This is a genomic window from Pseudomonas paeninsulae (assembly GCF_035621475.1).
Classification (GTDB): domain Bacteria; phylum Pseudomonadota; class Gammaproteobacteria; order Pseudomonadales; family Pseudomonadaceae; genus Aquipseudomonas; species Aquipseudomonas paeninsulae.
The window spans coordinates 539,145-556,052 of sequence record NZ_CP141799.1; the positions used below are offsets into that span (position 1 = coordinate 539,145).

Sequence of the window (16,908 nt, forward strand, 5' to 3'; positions counted from 1 at the left end):
AGTATGGCGTCTAGCGCCGGGAGATAGTCAGCATGAGCGTCGAAACCTTCACCCCCACAGCTTTGCTATTCACCCAGGGCGCGGCGAGCAAGGTGAAGAGCCTGGTCGATGAAGAGGGTAACCCTCGCCTGAAGCTGCGCGTGTTCGTCACGGGTGGCGGCTGTTCGGGCTTCCAGTATGGCTTCACCTTCGATGAAGAACTCGCCGATGACGACACCATTGTCGAGCGCGAAGGCGTGAGCCTGGTCGTTGACCCAATGAGCTTCCAGTACCTGGCGGGTGCCGAGGTGGATTACCAGGAGGGCTTGGAAGGCTCGCGTTTCGTGATCAACAATCCAAACGCAACCACTACCTGTGGCTGTGGTTCGTCCTTCTCGATCTAGCTACGTCGGCACAGACGAATGACGCCGCGCCAAGTGCGCGGCGTTGTCGTTGTCGTTGTCGTTTCTGTGCTTGCTAAAACCCGTGGTCAGGCAGGATAGATAGCGCCGAGCACTCGCAGCCCGCAAGCGCCTGTCACGCTCGGCCGATTGGCGGGTATGCCTTCCAGGCAGCAATGGGCCAGCCAGGCGAACGCCATGGCTTCCACCCAGTCTGCAGGCACGCCATGAGCCTGCGTGCTGTTGACTACGCAGTGTGGGAGCAGCGCGGCGAGGCGTGTGATCAACGTGCGGTTATGCGCGCCACCACCGCAGACCAGCAGCTCATCAGTCTCGCGTTGGGCGCTGTGCAAGGCCTTGCTGATACTGATAGCCGTCAGTTCCAGCAATGTCGCTTGCACATCCGCTTCGGTATAGCGAAGTTGCTTGTCTAGGTGCTGGTCGAGCCAGTTCAAATTGAATAGCTCGCGGCCGGTACTCTTTGGTCCCTGGGTTTTGAAGAAGGGGTCGCTGAGCAATGCTTCGAGTAGCTTGGACTGCACCTTGCCACTGGCAGCCCAGGCGCCGTCGCGGTCATAACTGTCGCCGTGTTGGCGTTGGATCCAGGCATCCATCAGCACATTGCCTGGGCCACAATCGAAGCCGCGCGCAGGTTGATCGGGTGCGAGTAGGCTGAGGTTGCTGAATCCTCCGATATTCAATACCGCGCGATAGCTGTGTTGCTCGGCAAATAAGGCTTCATGGAACGCCGGCACCAGTGGTGCACCTTGTCCTCCAGCGGCGATATCGCGGCGGCGAAAATCGCTTACTACGCTGATGCCGGTCAGTTCGGCAAGCAGCGCGGGGTTGCCTATCTGGACGGTGAAGCCGCGAGCCGGTTCATGGCGAATGGTTTGGCCGTGGCTGCCGATTGCGCGGATTGACGTGGGGTTGAGCTCTTGCTGTTTCAGCAGCGAATGAATGCCTTGGGCAGCCAGTCTCACCCAGCGTTGTTCGACCATGGCGGCCCGAGCCAACTCGTCCGGGCCCGGTGCGCACAGAGCCAAAAGATCAGCAAGCAGTTCATCCGGCATGGGCAGGTAATGGGTGGCGAGTAGAGTGGTCTTTTCGCTTTGTTCGATCAGGGCGATGTCCAAGCCATCAAGGCTGGTACCGGACATCACCCCAAGATAGAGCGGCATCGGCCTTAGCGCTTGTTGAGGGCAAGCAGGGTGGTTTTTTCTTTATCCATGCGTGCCATCAAGGGCGTGCTCAATTGCATGAAACGCTGCTTTTCATTGCGGGCAATAGGATCGGCCATTGGCAGCTTTTGGCTTAGAGGATCGACATGGGTGCCGTTGACCTGAAACTCGTAATGCAAGTGTGGTCCGGTGGAAAGGCCGGTAGTACCAATGTAGCCGATGATCTGGCCCTGCTTGACGCTGCCGCCGGTGCGGATACCTTTGGCGAAGCCTTGCATGTGGGCATAGAGGGTGCGGTAGCGACTGCCGTGCTGGATGACAACGGTGTTGCCGTAGCCGCCTTTGCGTCCGGCGAGAGAGATCTTGCCATCTCCAGCGGCTTTGATTGGTGTCCCGCGGGCTGCGGCGTAATCGACGCCCTTGTGCGCGCGGATTTTGTTCAGGATCGGATGACGTCGACCATTGGAGAAGCGTGAACTGATGCGGGCAAAGTCTACAGGGGTGCGGATGAAGGCCTTGCGCATGCTGGTGCCGTCGGCACTGTAGTAGCTGGTGTTGCCTTGCTTGTCGGTATAGCGCACCGCAGTGTAGGTCTTGCCGCGATTAGTAAACCGTGCCGAGAGAATATTGCCGGTACCGACTTGTTTGTCGTTGACCACTTTTTCCTCGAAAACCATCTCAAATTCGTCGCCGTCACGAATGTCCATGGCAAAGTCGATGTCATAGCCGAAAACGTTGGCCAGTTCCATGGTCAAGCCATGGGAGAGGCCGGCGCGCTTGGCGGACAAAAACAGCGAACTGTTGATCACGCCATGAGCATAGGCGCTTCTGACGTCAGGTTTGACGCGCTCGCGTTCGAAGGCAAAACCTTTATCGTTCTTGGCCAGGCTGATGCTTTCGAGGTCGCTGAGTTTGCTGTGCAAGCGTTTCAGTTGGCCATCCGCGGTGAGTTGGAACTCCAGCGCCTGACCAACCTTGAGGCGGCTGAATTGCTTAGCCTCTTTACTGCTGCTCAACACCTGGTGAAGATCGGTCGCTGACAGGCCGACTTCGGCAAATATTGTGGAGAGCGTATCGCCGTTCGCAACCTTGACTATCTTGTGGCTCGGGTCGACTGGTGCGGTGGCTGAAGCTTCAACGCTAGGGTTGGCGTTGTTCTCTGTCTCAACGCTTTGTTCGGCGCTATTACGGGTATTCGCGGGTTTTTCGATTTTGGTGAATGGCGAGGTGTTTTGCGCATCGGTGGGGCTATCTGGGCGGAGGTCATCCTTTTCACGAAGGACAAGCTCTGAACCGCTGTCGAGTTCAAGGCTGAGGTAGGTTCTCTTGGCTTCGACTTCGCGTGTGGGAAACACCAGCAAGGCCAGGCTGAGCAGTGCGGCTATGCCACTGGCAGCCAGAATGTGGGTTTTCGGGTACAGAGGAGGGGCTTTGCTTATAGGGGTCATAGGCGGCTTTTGACTTTAAATAGATGAAAAGAAAAGATGAAGAAAATGATGAATATGCAGTAACTGTATAAAATATAACCAAATCGTCTACGAGGCAACCCCAAAGGAGGGGCAATAGGCCAGGAAGCGTGAGCTGATAGGGCAAAACTTGTTATTTGTCCGTGATCTTGTATGGTTGGTTCCCTTTAATTTTGTGTGGTCGTGAGTCCTGTCATGAAGTCGGTCGAAGAGCAGCTGGCGCTGATCAAGCGCGGTGCGGAAGAGGTGTTGGTTGAGTCCGAGCTGGTGGAAAAACTCAAGCGTGGTCAGCCGCTACGTATCAAGGCGGGCTTCGACCCGACGGCGCCGGATCTCCACCTCGGGCATACCGTGCTTATTAATAAGCTGCGGCAGTTTCAAGAGCTGGGCCATCAGGTTATTTTTCTGATCGGCGATTTTACCGGAATGATTGGTGATCCGAGCGGCAAGAGCGCGACCAGGCCGCCGCTGACGCGTGACCAGGTGTTGGCAAATGCCGAGACCTATAAGACCCAGGTGTTCAAGATCCTCGATCCGGCGAAAACCGAGGTGGCGTTCAACTCCACTTGGATGGATCAGCTGACTCCCGCCGACTTTATTCGGCTGTCTTCGCAATACACAGTTGCGCGCATGCTTGAGCGTGACGATTTCAGCAAGCGTTACTCGACCAATCAGCCTATTGCCATTCACGAGTTTCTCTACCCGTTAGTGCAGGGCTATGACTCTGTTGCCTTGCGCGCGGATGTCGAGCTGGGTGGGACCGATCAGAAGTTCAATCTGCTGATGGGGCGTGAATTGCAGCGCTCCTATGGTCAGGCGTCGCAGTGCATTGTCACCATGCCGCTGCTGGAGGGGTTGGACGGCGTCAAGAAGATGTCCAAGTCGCTGGGCAACTATGTGGGCATACAGGAAGCCCCGGGTGTGATGTATGGCAAGCTGGTGTCTATCCCTGATGTGCTGATGTGGCGTTACTTCGAGTTGCTCAGCTTTCGCTCAATGGAAGAGATCGCTCAGCTTAAGCTCGACGTCGAGAATGGTGCCAACCCGCGTGATATCAAAATCAAGCTGGCTGAGGAGATAGTGGCGCGCTTTCATGGGGAGGAAGCAGCGGCGAGTGCGCATCGTTCGGCGGGTAACCGCATGCGCGAGGGTGAGCTGCCGGAAGACTTGCCGGAAATTGAATTGGTTTCAGCTGAGGATATGCCTATTGCTGCTTTGTTGAACAAGGCAGGGCTAGTCAAGAACGCTGCCATGGCGCGTGACCTGCTGGGTTCCGGCGGCGTGCGAGTAGATGGAGATGTAGTGGATCGTTCCTTTATATATAAGCAGGGAGCGACCCATGTCTGCCAGGCTGGTAAGAAGGCTTTTGCGCGCATCACACTAAAAGCCGAATAAAGGTTTGACGTAATTTCTGCTGGGCCTATAATCCGCACCTCTTCTGGCGCAGGCCTCTCGGTAAACCTCTTGTAAAACAAGAAGTTAGCTTAAAAAGAGAAGTTGCTAAGCAGCGAAAGCTGTGTAGAATGCGCCGCTCTGCAGGGTTGAGGTTTGGTTCTGCAGATGGGTCGGTCGAGGTGATCGAAAGCGGTAAAAGAGGTGGTTGACAGCGGTTTGAAACGCTGTAGAATTCGCCTCCCGCTGATGAGAAGCCTTAGAGTTGATCGGAAGCGCAAGTGGTTGAAGTTGAAAAGAAATTTTCGGAATCGCTTGACAGTAAATGAGGCTGCTGTAGAATGCGCGCCTCGGTTGAGACGAAAGACTCAGCCACCGCTCTTTAACAACTGAATCAAGCAATTCGTGTGGGTGCTTGTGGAGTAAGACTGTTAGTCGCAAGATTATCAGCATCACAAGTAGGCACTCGAAGTTCGAGAGTATATTTGGAAATGCTGAGCCAAGTTTAGGGTTTTCACAAAACCCAAGCAGTATTAAAACTGAAGAGTTTGATCATGGCTCAGATTGAACGCTGGCGGCAGGCCTAACACATGCAAGTCGAGCGGTAGAGAAGTGCTTGCGCTTCTTGAGAGCGGCGGACGGGTGAGTAATACCTAGGAATCTGCCTAGTGGTGGGGGATAACGTTCGGAAACGGACGCTAATACCGCATACGTCCTACGGGAGAAAGCGGGGGACCTTCGGGCCTCGCGCCATTAGATGAGCCTAGGTCGGATTAGCTAGTTGGTGAGGTAACGGCTCACCAAGGCAACGATCCGTAACTGGTCTGAGAGGATGATCAGTCACACTGGAACTGAGACACGGTCCAGACTCCTACGGGAGGCAGCAGTGGGGAATATTGGACAATGGGCGAAAGCCTGATCCAGCCATGCCGCGTGTGTGAAGAAGGTCTTCGGATTGTAAAGCACTTTAAGTTGGGAGGAAGGGCAGTAACTTAATACGTTGCTGTTTTGACGTTACCGACAGAATAAGCACCGGCTAACTCTGTGCCAGCAGCCGCGGTAATACAGAGGGTGCAAGCGTTAATCGGAATTACTGGGCGTAAAGCGCGCGTAGGTGGTTTGTTAAGTTGGGTGTGAAAGCCCCGGGCTCAACCTGGGAACTGCATCCAAAACTGGCCAACTAGAGTACAGTAGAGGGTGGTGGAATTTCCTGTGTAGCGGTGAAATGCGTAGATATAGGAAGGAACACCAGTGGCGAAGGCGACCACCTGGACTGATACTGACACTGAGGTGCGAAAGCGTGGGGAGCAAACAGGATTAGATACCCTGGTAGTCCACGCCGTAAACGATGTCAACTAGCCGTTGGGTTCCTTGAGGACTTAGTGGCGCAGCTAACGCATTAAGTTGACCGCCTGGGGAGTACGGCCGCAAGGTTAAAACTCAAATGAATTGACGGGGGCCCGCACAAGCGGTGGAGCATGTGGTTTAATTCGAAGCAACGCGAAGAACCTTACCAGGCCTTGACATCTACAGAACTTTCCAGAGATGGATTGGTGCCTTCGGGAACTGTAAGACAGGTGCTGCATGGCTGTCGTCAGCTCGTGTCGTGAGATGTTGGGTTAAGTCCCGTAACGAGCGCAACCCTTGTCCTTAGTTACCAGCACGTAATGGTGGGCACTCTAAGGAGACTGCCGGTGACAAACCGGAGGAAGGTGGGGATGACGTCAAGTCATCATGGCCCTTACGGCCTGGGCTACACACGTGCTACAATGGTCGGTACAAAGGGTCGCCAAGCCGCGAGGTGGAGCTAATCCCATAAAACCGATCGTAGTCCGGATCGCAGTCTGCAACTCGACTGCGTGAAGTCGGAATCGCTAGTAATCGTGAATCAGAATGTCACGGTGAATACGTTCCCGGGCCTTGTACACACCGCCCGTCACACCATGGGAGTGGGTTGCACCAGAAGTAGCTAGTCTAACCTTCGGGGGGACGGTTACCACGGTGTGATTCATGACTGGGGTGAAGTCGTAACAAGGTAGCCGTAGGGGAACCTGCGGCTGGATCACCTCCTTAATCGAAGACTTCAGCTTCTTCATAAGTTCCCACACGAATTGCTTGATTCATTGAAAAAGACGATTAGGTTAGAAGCCCGTTATTGGGTCTGTAGCTCAGTTGGTTAGAGCGCACCCCTGATAAGGGTGAGGTCGGCAGTTCGAATCTGCCCAGACCCACCAATTGTCAATTGAGTGGGGTGAGGCCTTGCGATTACCTGGGGCCATAGCTCAGCTGGGAGAGCGCCTGCCTTGCACGCAGGAGGTCAACGGTTCGATCCCGTTTGGCTCCACCACTTTATGACGTTGTAGAGAGTTCAGAACTGAACATTCCTGCCGACGGTAGCTGAATGTTGATTTCTGGTCTTTGACCGGTAAGAAAAATCGTTCTTTAAAAATTTGGGTATGTGATAGAAGTGACTGATTGACTGCTTTCACTGGCAGTTAATTTGGTCAAGGTAAAATTTGCGTGTTCTCAATTGCAAATTTTCGGCGAATGTCGTCTTCACGTTATAGACAGTAACCAGATTGCTTGGGGTTATATGGTCAAGTGAAGAAGCGCATACGGTGGATGCCTTGGCAGTCAGAGGCGATGAAAGACGTGGTAGCCTGCGAAAAGCTTCGGGGAGGTGGCAAACAACCTTTGATCCGGAGATGTCTGAATGGGGGAACCCAGCCATCATAAGATGGTTATCACACACTGAATACATAGGTGTGTGAGGCGAACCAGGGGAACTGAAACATCTAAGTACCCTGAGGAATAGAAATCAACCGAGATTCCCTTAGTAGTGGCGAGCGAACGGGGACTAGCCCTTAAGTGGCTTTGAGATTAGCGGAACGTTCTGGAAAGTACGGCCATAGTGGGTGATAGCCCTGTACGCGAAAATCTCTTAGTCATGAAATCGAGTAGGACGGAGCACGAGAAACTTTGTCTGAATATGGGGGGACCATCCTCCAAGGCTAAATACTACTGACTGACCGATAGTGAACTAGTACCGTGAGGGAAAGGCGAAAAGAACCCCGGAGAGGGGAGTGAAATAGATCCTGAAACCGTATGCGTACAAGCAGTGGGAGCCTACTTTGTTGGGTGACTGCGTACCTTTTGTATAATGGGTCAGCGACTTATTTTCAGTGGCAAGCTTAACCGAATAGGGGAGGCGTAGCGAAAGCGAGTCTTAATAGGGCGTCTAGTCGCTGGGAATAGACCCGAAACCGGGCGATCTATCCATGGGCAGGTTGAAGGTTGGGTAACACTAACTGGAGGACCGAACCGACTACCGTTGAAAAGTTAGCGGATGACCTGTGGATCGGAGTGAAAGGCTAATCAAGCTCGGAGATAGCTGGTTCTCCTCGAAAGCTATTTAGGTAGCGCCTCGTGTATCACTGTTGGGGGTAGAGCACTGTTTCGGCTAGGGGATCATCCCGATTTACCAACCCGATGCAAACTCCGAATACCAACAAGTGTCAGCACGGGAGACACACGGCGGGTGCTAACGTCCGTCGTGAAAAGGGAAACAACCCAGACCGTCAGCTAAGGTCCCAAAGTTATGGTTAAGTGGGAAACGATGTGGGAAGGCTTAGACAGCTAGGAGGTTGGCTTAGAAGCAGCCACCCTTTAAAGAAAGCGTAATAGCTCACTAGTCGAGTCGGCCTGCGCGGAAGATTTAACGGGGCTCAAACCATACACCGAAGCTACGGGTTCATCTTAGGATGAGCGGTAGAGGAGCGTTCTGTAAGCCTGTGAAGGTGAGTTGAGAAGCTTGCTGGAGGTATCAGAAGTGCGAATGCTGACATGAGTAACGATAATGGGTGTGAAAAACACCCACGCCGAAAGACCAAGGTTTCCTGCGCAACGTTAATCGACGCAGGGTTAGTCGGCCCCTAAGGCGAGGCAGAAATGCGTAGTCGATGGAAAACGGGTTAATATTCCCGTACTTCTAGTTACTGCGATGGAGGGACGGAGAAGGCTAGGCCAGCACGGCGTTGGTTGTCCGTGTTTAAGGTGGTAGGCTGGAATCTTAGGTAAATCCGGGATTCTAAGGCCGAGAACTGATGACGAGTTGTCTTTTAGACGACGAAGTGGTTGATGCCATGCTTCCAGGAAAAGCTTCTAAGCTTCAGGTAACTAGGAACCGTACCCCAAACCGACACAGGTGGTTAGGTAGAGAATACCAAGGCGCTTGAGAGAACTCGGGTGAAGGAACTAGGCAAAATGGCACCGTAACTTCGGGAGAAGGTGCGCCGGTGAGGGTGAAGCATTTACTGCGTAAGCCCACGCCGGTCGAAGATACCAGGCCGCTGCGACTGTTTATTAAAAACACAGCACTCTGCAAACACGAAAGTGGACGTATAGGGTGTGACGCCTGCCCGGTGCCGGAAGGTTAATTGATGGGGTTAGCTAACGCGAAGCTCTTGATCGAAGCCCCGGTAAACGGCGGCCGTAACTATAACGGTCCTAAGGTAGCGAAATTCCTTGTCGGGTAAGTTCCGACCTGCACGAATGGCGTAACGATGGCGGCGCTGTCTCCACCCGAGACTCAGTGAAATTGAAATCGCTGTGAAGATGCAGTGTATCCGCGGCTAGACGGAAAGACCCCGTGAACCTTTACTATAGCTTTGCACTGGACTTTGAGCTTGCTTGTGTAGGATAGGTGGGAGGCTTTGAAGCGTGGACGCTAGTTCGCGTGGAGCCAACCTTGAAATACCACCCTGGCAACCTTGAGGTTCTAACTCTGGTCCGTTATCCGGATCGAGGACAGTGTATGGTGGGTAGTTTGACTGGGGCGGTCTCCTCCTAAAGAGTAACGGAGGAGTACGAAGGTGCGCTCAGACCGGTCGGAAATCGGTCGTAGAGTATAAAGGCAAAAGCGCGCTTGACTGCGAGACAGACACGTCGAGCAGGTACGAAAGTAGGTCTTAGTGATCCGGTGGTTCTGTATGGAAGGGCCATCGCTCAACGGATAAAAGGTACTCCGGGGATAACAGGCTGATACCGCCCAAGAGTTCATATCGACGGCGGTGTTTGGCACCTCGATGTCGGCTCATCACATCCTGGGGCTGAAGCCGGTCCCAAGGGTATGGCTGTTCGCCATTTAAAGTGGTACGCGAGCTGGGTTTAGAACGTCGTGAGACAGTTCGGTCCCTATCTGCCGTGGACGTTTGAGATTTGAGAGGGGCTGCTCCTAGTACGAGAGGACCGGAGTGGACGAACCTCTGGTGTTCCGGTTGTCACGCCAGTGGCATTGCCGGGTAGCTACGTTCGGGAAAGATAACCGCTGAAAGCATCTAAGCGGGAAACTTGCCTCGAGATGAGATCTCACTGGAACCTTGAGTTCCCTAAAGGGCCGTCGAAGACTACGACGTTGATAGGTTGGGTGTGTAAGCGCTGTGAGGCGTTGAGCTAACCAATACTAATTGCCCGTGAGGCTTGACCATATAACACCCAAACAATTTGCTGTTTGTGTGCTAGACGATCGAAGTCGACAACACACCGAAAGTTTGCAAGACCACGCACTACCCTTTATCACATACCCAATTTGGAGCCGCGTCCTTCTCGATAAAAGAAGCACGATGTTCCACCCGAATTGCTTGACGACCATAGAGCATTGGAACCACCTGATCCCATCCCGAACTCAGTAGTGAAACGATGCATCGCCGATGGTAGTGTGGGGTTTCCCCATGTGAGAGTAGGTCATCGTCAAGCTTGTATTCCAAACCCCCCATCCGTGAAAACGGGTGGGGGGTTTGTCTTTGCACGCAGAAAAACTCAATCTCTCTCTGTAGGCAACCTGTGGACGCGCCGTTATCATGCGTGCCTTGTTACTCGGTGAGATCAGCATGTTGCCATTACTAAGGCTGCTTCAAGATGGGAGTTTTCATTCGGGTGAAGCGCTTGGCGCCGCCTTGGGTGTTAGTCGCTCAGCGATATGGAAGCAATTACAGTCTTTGGAGGCTGAGCTAGCGTTGCCTGTTCACAGGGTTCGCGGGCGTGGCTATCGCTTGGAGAGTCCGCTTCTCCTTTTGGATGAAAATGTGCTGGCCGCCGGTGAATCTAGTCCGATGTGGCCGTTGAGAATCTTGCCCTCCGTGGATTCGACTAATGCGGAGGTGTTAAGGCGTTTGGCGGGCGGTCAGGTACCGCCTTTTATCATATTGGCGGAGCGCCAGACCTCTGGGCGTGGTCGTAGGGGGCGCAATTGGGTGAGCCCCTTTGGTGAAAACCTCTATTACAGCCTTGCTCTTCAAGTCGATGGTGGCATGCGTCAGCTCGAGGGGTTGAGTCTAGTTGTGGGCTTGGCTTTACTCCGTGCGCTACGTGCAGCGGGGATGACCGCCGCGGGGTTGAAGTGGCCTAACGACGTATTGGTCGATGGCCGCAAGGTAGCAGGCATTCTCCTGGAGCTGTCTGGCGATCCGGCTGATGTTTGTCACGTGGTGATAGGTATTGGAGTCAACGTGAACATGCTTGCCGACAGGGGGGCGATTGATCAGCCGTGGACCTCTATGCGTGCTGAGTTAGGGGGCTTGGTGGATCGCAATGAGTTTGTAAGTGAGCTTAATCGTCAGTTGTCGCTGTATCTGGGTATACATCAGGCGAGTGGGTTTTCCGCTCTGAGGGATGAGTGGCAGGACAACCATCTTTGGCAGGGCCGTAATGTGACGCTAACCACAGGTGCCCGCCCGGTTAGTGGCGTGGTATTAGGGGTTGATCGGTCAGGCGCCCTTCGCTTGCGTGTTGCCGGAGTAGAGCAAAGCTTTAGTGGTGGGGAGCTCAGTTTGAGGTTGAACAATGATTCTTGAGCTCGATTGTGGAAATAGCTTTATCAAATGGCGAATAGTCACAGAAAGTGGCGTGAGTACGGGTTGTGGTGGTGTTGCTGGCGCCGATGAAGAGCTCGTTTTGGCTGTGCGACAACAACAATTGCTCGGCCTGCGTGCTTGTCGTTTGGTGAGTGTGCGCTCGGATGAAGAAACCGCGCGACTTGTCGATGCGCTGAGGCGAGCATTTTGCATAGAGTGTATCTGTGCGAGTCCGGCTGTGGAGTTGGCTGGTGTACGTAATGGCTATGAGCAGTACGAGCGTCTAGGGCTTGATCGCTGGCTCGCTCTGGTTGGTGCATACCAGCAGGCCCAGCAGGCCTGCTTGGTACTAGACTTGGGCACTGCTGTGACCTCTGATTTGGTTGACACTGATGGCCGGCATCTTGGAGGTTTTATTTGTCCTGGTGTGCCTTTGATGCGTAATCAATTGCGTACTCACACTCGGCGAACACGTTATGACGATCAGCTTGCCGAGCAGGCGATGCAGAACCTAGCCCCTGGGCGCTCGACGGCTGAAGCGGTTGAGCGAGGTTGTTCATTGATGCTGCAGGGGTTTGTTCGTACTCAGCTGGATATGGCTCGCGACTATTGGGGGGGACACTTCGTGGTCTTTCTAACCGGTGGCGATGCTTCTTTAGTGGTCGACATGCTGCCTGATGCTCGGGTGGTCCCTGATCTGGTTTTTATCGGTTTGGCAATCGCCTGTCCGTTGCGTTGAGGTCATGCATGCGCTGGATATTATTGTTGCTGATTGTATTGAATCTGTTTTATTACGTGTGGCATCAGCAGCAGGCGCCATTGCGTCCTAAAGACGTCGCGCCACTGGCCCTTGCTCTAGACAGCAAGCGCGACATTCAACTGCTGAGTGAGACTGATGAGCCCGTGCGGCGTGAGCAGGCGGTCAGCAAGGAGGCTGAGGCTGTCTGCCTTTTTCTAGGTGGCTTTGAGTCGAAGTCTGCTGCTGCAGCTGTCGAGCAGCGGCTGATCAGTCTCGATATTCGCTCGCGCGTGCAGTCTGTGGATGCTACGGCAGAAGTCGAGTATTGGGTGTATTTGGCGCCACTAGCCTCGCGTCAGGCTTCGCTTCGGCAGTTGAAAGAGTTGCAGGCGCGAAAAATAGACAGCTACCTAATTACCCAGGGGGATTTGGCCAATGGAATATCGCTGGGGATCTTTCCGCGTGAGGATTCGGCAAAGAGTGTGATGCAGCGTCTGCATGATGCTGGTTACGAGTCCGCGCTAAGGGAGTTGCCTCGGTCTCAGCGAAGCTATTGGGTGCGAATCGCCCCCGAAAGCCGTCGCTTGGTCGGCGATCCACTCTTGCAGAGTTTGGCTTTCGACTTCAATGGGTTGCAACATCAATTGATGCCGTGCGAAAGCATTGCAACCTTTCCTTAGATTGAATAGAATGGCGCCCGCTTCGCAGCTAAGCTTTAACGGCAAAATCTGCGAAGTTACTGTTAGTGCAGCTAACCTCAGGTTTTTAATGAGAAATTGCTTGACAGTAGGGTGGCTTCTAAAGAGAATGCCGCCTCCTTCTGGAGGGATTCCCGAGCGGCCAAAGGGATCAGACTGTAAATCTGACGTCATCGACTTCGAAGGTTCGAATCCTTCTCCCTCCACCAGATTTAGCGTGAGCTACAAGCTCCGCGGGTATAGTTCAGTGGTAGAACCTCAGCCTTCCAAGCTGATGATGCGGGTTCGATTCCCGCTACCCGCTCCATGTTTGTGGTTTGCGTAATGTGTAACGCTCATGTAGCTCAGCTGGTAGAGCACACCCTTGGTAAGGGTGAGGTCAGCGGTTCGAGTCCGCTCATGAGCTCCATTCAACAAAGGCAGATATGAAAGTATCTGCCTTTGTTTTAATGGTGATATGACTCGCTCAATTCTTCGTTTGGAGGCAGTCGAGATGGCTAAGGAAAAGTTTGAACGTAATAAGCCGCATGTCAACGTAGGCACTATCGGCCACGTCGACCACGGTAAGACTACTCTGACTGCAGCGCTGACCAAGGTCTGTGCTGAGGCTTGGGGTGGCTCTGCGCGTGACTTCTCCCAGATCGACAACGCCCCGGAAGAAAAGGCGCGTGGTATCACTATTAACACTTCTCATGTCGAATACGACTCCGCTATTCGTCATTATGCGCACGTCGATTGTCCTGGCCACGCTGACTATGTGAAAAACATGATCACTGGTGCTGCGCAAATGGATGGCGCTATCTTGGTTTGCTCCGCTGCTGACGGCCCGATGCCGCAGACACGTGAGCACATTCTGCTGTCCCGTCAGGTGGGCGTTCCTTACATCGTGGTCTTCCTGAACAAGGCTGACATGGTGGATGACGCTGAGCTGCTGGAGCTGGTTGAGATGGAAGTGCGTGACCTGTTGTCGATGTATGACTTCCCAGGCGACGACACTCCGATCGTGATCGGCTCGGCGTTGATGGCTCTGAATGGCCAGGACGACAACGAGATGGGCACTACTGCTGTGCGCAAACTGGTTGAGACTCTGGATACTTACATTCCCGAGCCTGTGCGTGCGATCGACCGGCCGTTCCTGATGCCGATCGAGGACGTGTTCTCGATCTCAGGGCGCGGCACTGTGGTGACTGGTCGTATCGAGCGCGGCATCGTCAAGATCCAGGAAGAGGTAGAGATTGTTGGTATTCGTAATACCACCAAGACTATCTGTACTGGTGTCGAGATGTTCCGCAAGCTGCTTGATGAAGGTCGTGCTGGCGAGAACTGTGGTATTTTGCTGCGCGGCACCAAGCGTGACGACGTGGAGCGGGGTCAGGTTCTGGCTAAGCCAGGTACCATCAAGCCGCATACCAAGTTCGAGGGCGAGGTGTACGTGTTGTCTAAGGATGAGGGTGGTCGTCATACGCCATTCTTCAAGGGCTATCGTCCGCAGTTTTACTTTCGCACTACCGATGTGACTGGTAATTGCGAATTGCCGGAAGGCGTTGAGATGGTGATGCCTGGCGACAACGTCAAGATGGTTGTCACTCTGATCGCTCCTATCGCCATGGAAGATGGTCTGCGCTTCGCGATTCGCGAAGGTGGTCGTACCGTTGGTGCGGGTGTGGTTGCTAAGATCATCGAGTAATCGGTTGATCTGTCCCTGTCAGGTCGGCATAATGGTCGGCCTGATTTTAGTTTTAGGTCAGTAGCTCAATTGGCAGAGCGGCGGTCTCCAAAACCGCAGGTTGGGGGTTCGATTCCCTCCTGACCTGCCATTTTCTAACGAATTTGGCGTGTCTTCTCACAGGATCCTCGTAAATGACTGTTAAGGCTGAAGCCAAAGATTCGCGCTTTGATCTGCTGAAGTGGATTGTGGTATCCGCTTTGGTGGTGGTCGGTGTGGTCGGTAATCAGTACTTCTCTGCTGAGCCGATCCTGTACCGTGTTCTGGCCTTGCTTGTACTTTCTGTTGTTGCTGGTGCTGTTGCGCTGCAGACGACGAAAGGGCGAGTGTTTTTTGAGCTGGCAAAAGAAGCGCGCATTGAAATTCGTAAGGTCGTTTGGCCGACCCGTCAGGAAACCACGCAAACTACGTTGATTGTCGTGGCTGTTGTTCTGGTGATGGCGCTGCTGTTGTGGGGTTTGGATACCCTGCTGGGTTGGCTTGTTTCGTTTGTAGTCGGTTAAAGGTGTCCCGTGGCTAAGCGTTGGTACGTTGTGCATGCTTACTCGGGTTACGAGAAGCATGTGATGCGCTCGTTGATTGAGCGCGTAAAGTTCGCCGGTATGGAAGATGGTTTCGGTGAGATCCTGGTCCCTACTGAAGAAGTAGTGGAAATGCGCAATGGTCAGAAGCGCAAAAGCGAGCGCAAATTCTTTCCTGGCTATGTGCTGGTGCAGATGGACATGAACGAAGGTACTTGGCACTTGGTCAAGGATACCCCTCGGGTCATGGGCTTTATCGGTGGAACTGCCGATAAGCCGGCGGCGATTACCGACAAGGAAGCCGATGCAATCCTGCGCCGCGTCGCTGATAGCGGTGATAAGCCGAAGCCTAAGACACTGTTTGAGCCGGGTGAAATGGTTCGCGTTGTTGATGGCCCGTTCGCTGACTTTAGTGGCGTGGTCGAAGAAGTTAATTATGAGAAAAGCCGCATCCAGGTGGCGGTGACTATTTTTGGTCGCTCCACCCCGGTCGAGCTGGAGTTCAGTCAGGTCGAAAAGGCATAACTGACACAAGCATCCCTTACCCCGCAGCCGCAAGCTGCGGGGTTTTGTCGTCACTGGGATAAATGCGTAAATCATCGGGGAGCCGTAAGGCGCTAGAACCCGTAATTGGAGTGGCTCATGGCTAAGAAAATAACGGCTTATATCAAGCTGCAAGTAAAGGCTGGACAGGCTAACCCGAGCCCGCCAGTAGGCCCGGCATTGGGTCAGCATGGTGTGAACATCATGGAGTTCTGCAAGACATTCAATGCCAGGACTCAGGGTATGGAGCCCGGTCTGCCGACGCCAGTGATCATCACTGTGTACAGCGACCGCAGCTTTACCTTTGAAACTAAAAGCACTCCGGCTTCAGTTCTGCTGAAGAAGGCTGCTGGCTTGACCAGTGGTTCGGCTCGTCCGAACACCGTCAAGGTTGGCACTGTGACTCGTGCTCAGCTGGAAGAGATCGCCAAGACCAAGCAGGCTGATCTGACTTCCGCTGATATGGATGCGGCCGTGCGTACTATCGCCGGCTCTGCTCGTAGCATGGGCCTCAACGTGGAGGGTGTGTAATGGCTAAGTTGACCAAGCGTCAAAAGGCAATCGCGGCGAAGATTGAGCCGGGCAAAGCCTACAACTTCACCGAGGCTGCTGCTCTGCTGGCTGAGCTTTCGGTTGTCAAGTTCTCCGAGTCTGTTGATGTCGCGGTGAACCTCGGCGTCGACCCGCGTAAATCCGACCAGGTTGTACGTGGTGCTACCGTGCTGCCGAACGGCTCCGGTAAAAGCGTACGGGTTGCCGTGTTCACCCAGGGTCCGGCTGCTGAAGCGGCTCTGGCTGCCGGCGCTGATCGCGTAGGCATGGATGAGCTGGCTGCCGAGATGAAGGGCGGCGATCTGAACTATGACGTGGTTATCGCATCCCCGGATGCCATGCGCGTTGTCGGTCAGTTGGGTCAGATCCTCGGCCCGCGTGGCCTGATGCCGAACCCGAAAGTCGGTACCGTAACTCCAGACGTTGCCACTGCCGTACGCAATGCCAAGGCTGGTCAAGTGCGTTTCCGTACCGACAAAAACGGCATCATCCATGGTTCCGTGGGTAAGGTTGGTTTTGACGCCGAGAAGCTGAAGCAAAACGTTGAAGCGCTGATCTCCGATCTGAAGCGTCTCAAGCCGTCGACGTCGAAAGGCATCTACGTTCAGCGCGTGACCCTGAGCACCACCATGGGTCCTGGTCTGGTTATCGACCAAGCTTCGCTCGACGCGTAATGAATTCGGCTGGCGCAAGTGATTGCGTCAGTCTGCAAAATTGGGGTCCCTGCCTGGCGGGGGCTATCCAAGACCGTAGGTGGCGCAAGCCTTAAACCCGGCGAGTGATCTCCGGCAGCCTACGCAGATGGTGCTCCCGATTCTTACCGAATCAGACACCAAAACGCCGTCCAGCTTCGGTTGGA

The 16,908-nt window shown here is 53.9% G+C and carries 12 protein-coding genes, 6 tRNA genes and 3 rRNA genes; 19 read left to right on the forward strand and 2 right to left on the reverse strand.

What is annotated here, in order from left to right; all coding sequences use genetic code 11:
• Positions 1–32 precede the first annotated feature (32 nt).
• Positions 33–383: an iron-sulfur cluster insertion protein ErpA gene (erpA, locus tag VCJ09_RS02340; RefSeq protein WP_079204502.1), complete on the forward strand. Its 351-nt coding sequence runs from the start codon at positions 33–35 to the stop codon at positions 381–383.
• 86 nt (positions 384–469) lie between these two features.
• Here erpA and VCJ09_RS02345 read toward each other — a convergent pair whose 3' ends face one another.
• Together VCJ09_RS02345 and VCJ09_RS02350 are read right to left on the reverse strand one after the other, a co-directional pair.
• On the reverse strand, positions 470–1,561 hold the full coding sequence (locus VCJ09_RS02345) for an anhydro-N-acetylmuramic acid kinase (RefSeq protein WP_324732995.1): 1,092 nt from the start codon (positions 1,559–1,561) through the stop codon (positions 470–472).
• 5 nt (positions 1,562–1,566) lie between these two features.
• Positions 1,567–3,009 carry a peptidoglycan DD-metalloendopeptidase family protein gene (locus VCJ09_RS02350; RefSeq protein ID WP_324732996.1) on the reverse strand — a complete coding sequence of 481 codons (1,443 nt, stop codon included), beginning with the start codon at positions 3,007–3,009 and terminating at the stop codon, positions 1,567–1,569.
• Between the two features lie 213 nt (positions 3,010–3,222).
• Here VCJ09_RS02350 and tyrS point away from each other — a divergent pair, with 213 nt between their 5' ends.
• The 18 genes from tyrS to rplA all read left to right on the forward strand — a co-directional run bounded on the left by tyrS (position 3,223) and on the right by rplA (position 16,723).
• Positions 3,223–4,422: a tyrosine--tRNA ligase gene (gene tyrS, locus VCJ09_RS02355; RefSeq protein ID WP_324732997.1), complete on the forward strand. Its 1,200-nt coding sequence runs from the start codon at positions 3,223–3,225 to the stop codon at positions 4,420–4,422.
• A gap of 533 nt (positions 4,423–4,955) precedes the next feature.
• Positions 4,956–6,492: ribosomal RNA gene (locus tag VCJ09_RS02360) — 16S ribosomal RNA — on the forward strand.
• A gap of 84 nt (positions 6,493–6,576) precedes the next feature.
• Positions 6,577–6,653: transfer RNA gene (locus VCJ09_RS02365), tRNA-Ile, on the forward strand.
• 37 nt (positions 6,654–6,690) lie between these two features.
• Positions 6,691–6,766, forward strand: a tRNA-Ala gene (locus tag VCJ09_RS02370).
• Positions 6,767–7,014: 248 nt separating this feature from the next.
• A 23S ribosomal RNA gene (locus VCJ09_RS02375) occupies positions 7,015–9,905 on the forward strand.
• A gap of 152 nt (positions 9,906–10,057) precedes the next feature.
• Positions 10,058–10,173: ribosomal RNA gene (gene rrf / locus VCJ09_RS02380) — 5S ribosomal RNA — on the forward strand.
• Together the 16S, 23S and 5S rRNA genes with 2 tRNA genes alongside form the textbook arrangement of a ribosomal RNA operon.
• Before the next feature lie 134 nt (positions 10,174–10,307).
• A complete protein-coding gene (birA, locus tag VCJ09_RS02385; RefSeq protein WP_324734578.1) occupies positions 10,308–11,270 on the forward strand; it encodes a bifunctional biotin--[acetyl-CoA-carboxylase] ligase/biotin operon repressor BirA in 963 nt (320 codons plus the stop codon).
• Positions 11,260–12,009, forward strand: a complete 750-nt coding sequence (locus VCJ09_RS02390) for a pantothenate kinase (protein ID WP_324732998.1) — start codon at positions 11,260–11,262, stop codon at positions 12,007–12,009. Before birA ends, VCJ09_RS02390 begins: the two co-directional genes overlap by 11 nt.
• 8 nt (positions 12,010–12,017) lie before the next feature.
• Positions 12,018–12,689, forward strand: coding sequence for an SPOR domain-containing protein (locus VCJ09_RS02395; RefSeq protein ID WP_324732999.1), 672 nt, complete (start codon positions 12,018–12,020; stop codon positions 12,687–12,689).
• A gap of 142 nt (positions 12,690–12,831) precedes the next feature.
• Positions 12,832–12,916 (forward strand) — tRNA-Tyr (locus VCJ09_RS02400).
• A gap of 24 nt (positions 12,917–12,940) precedes the next feature.
• Positions 12,941–13,014: transfer RNA gene (locus tag VCJ09_RS02405), tRNA-Gly, on the forward strand.
• Positions 13,015–13,040: 26 nt separating this feature from the next.
• Positions 13,041–13,116: transfer RNA gene (locus VCJ09_RS02410), tRNA-Thr, on the forward strand.
• An 84-nt stretch (positions 13,117–13,200) separates the two neighbouring features.
• A complete protein-coding gene (gene tuf / locus VCJ09_RS02415) occupies positions 13,201–14,394 on the forward strand; it encodes an elongation factor Tu (protein ID WP_079204508.1) in 1,194 nt (397 codons plus the stop codon).
• A gap of 54 nt (positions 14,395–14,448) precedes the next feature.
• Positions 14,449–14,524: transfer RNA gene (locus tag VCJ09_RS02420), tRNA-Trp, on the forward strand.
• A gap of 43 nt (positions 14,525–14,567) precedes the next feature.
• The gene (gene secE, locus VCJ09_RS02425; protein ID WP_324733000.1) at positions 14,568–14,936 is read left to right on the forward strand and encodes a preprotein translocase subunit SecE; all 369 of its coding nucleotides are present in this window, start codon (positions 14,568–14,570) and stop codon (positions 14,934–14,936) included.
• A gap of 9 nt (positions 14,937–14,945) precedes the next feature.
• Positions 14,946–15,479 (forward strand): transcription termination/antitermination protein NusG, encoded by a 534-nt coding sequence (nusG, locus tag VCJ09_RS02430; RefSeq protein WP_079204510.1) that lies wholly within the window; start codon positions 14,946–14,948, stop codon positions 15,477–15,479.
• A gap of 117 nt (positions 15,480–15,596) precedes the next feature.
• Entirely contained in the window at positions 15,597–16,028 is a 432-nt protein-coding gene (gene rplK / locus VCJ09_RS02435; protein ID WP_079204511.1) for a 50S ribosomal protein L11, read from the forward strand.
• Entirely contained in the window at positions 16,028–16,723 is a 696-nt protein-coding gene (rplA, locus tag VCJ09_RS02440) for a 50S ribosomal protein L1 (RefSeq protein ID WP_079204512.1), read from the forward strand. The genes rplK and rplA overlap by 1 nt, the downstream gene beginning before the upstream one ends.
• Positions 16,724–16,908: the final 185 nt, after the last annotated feature.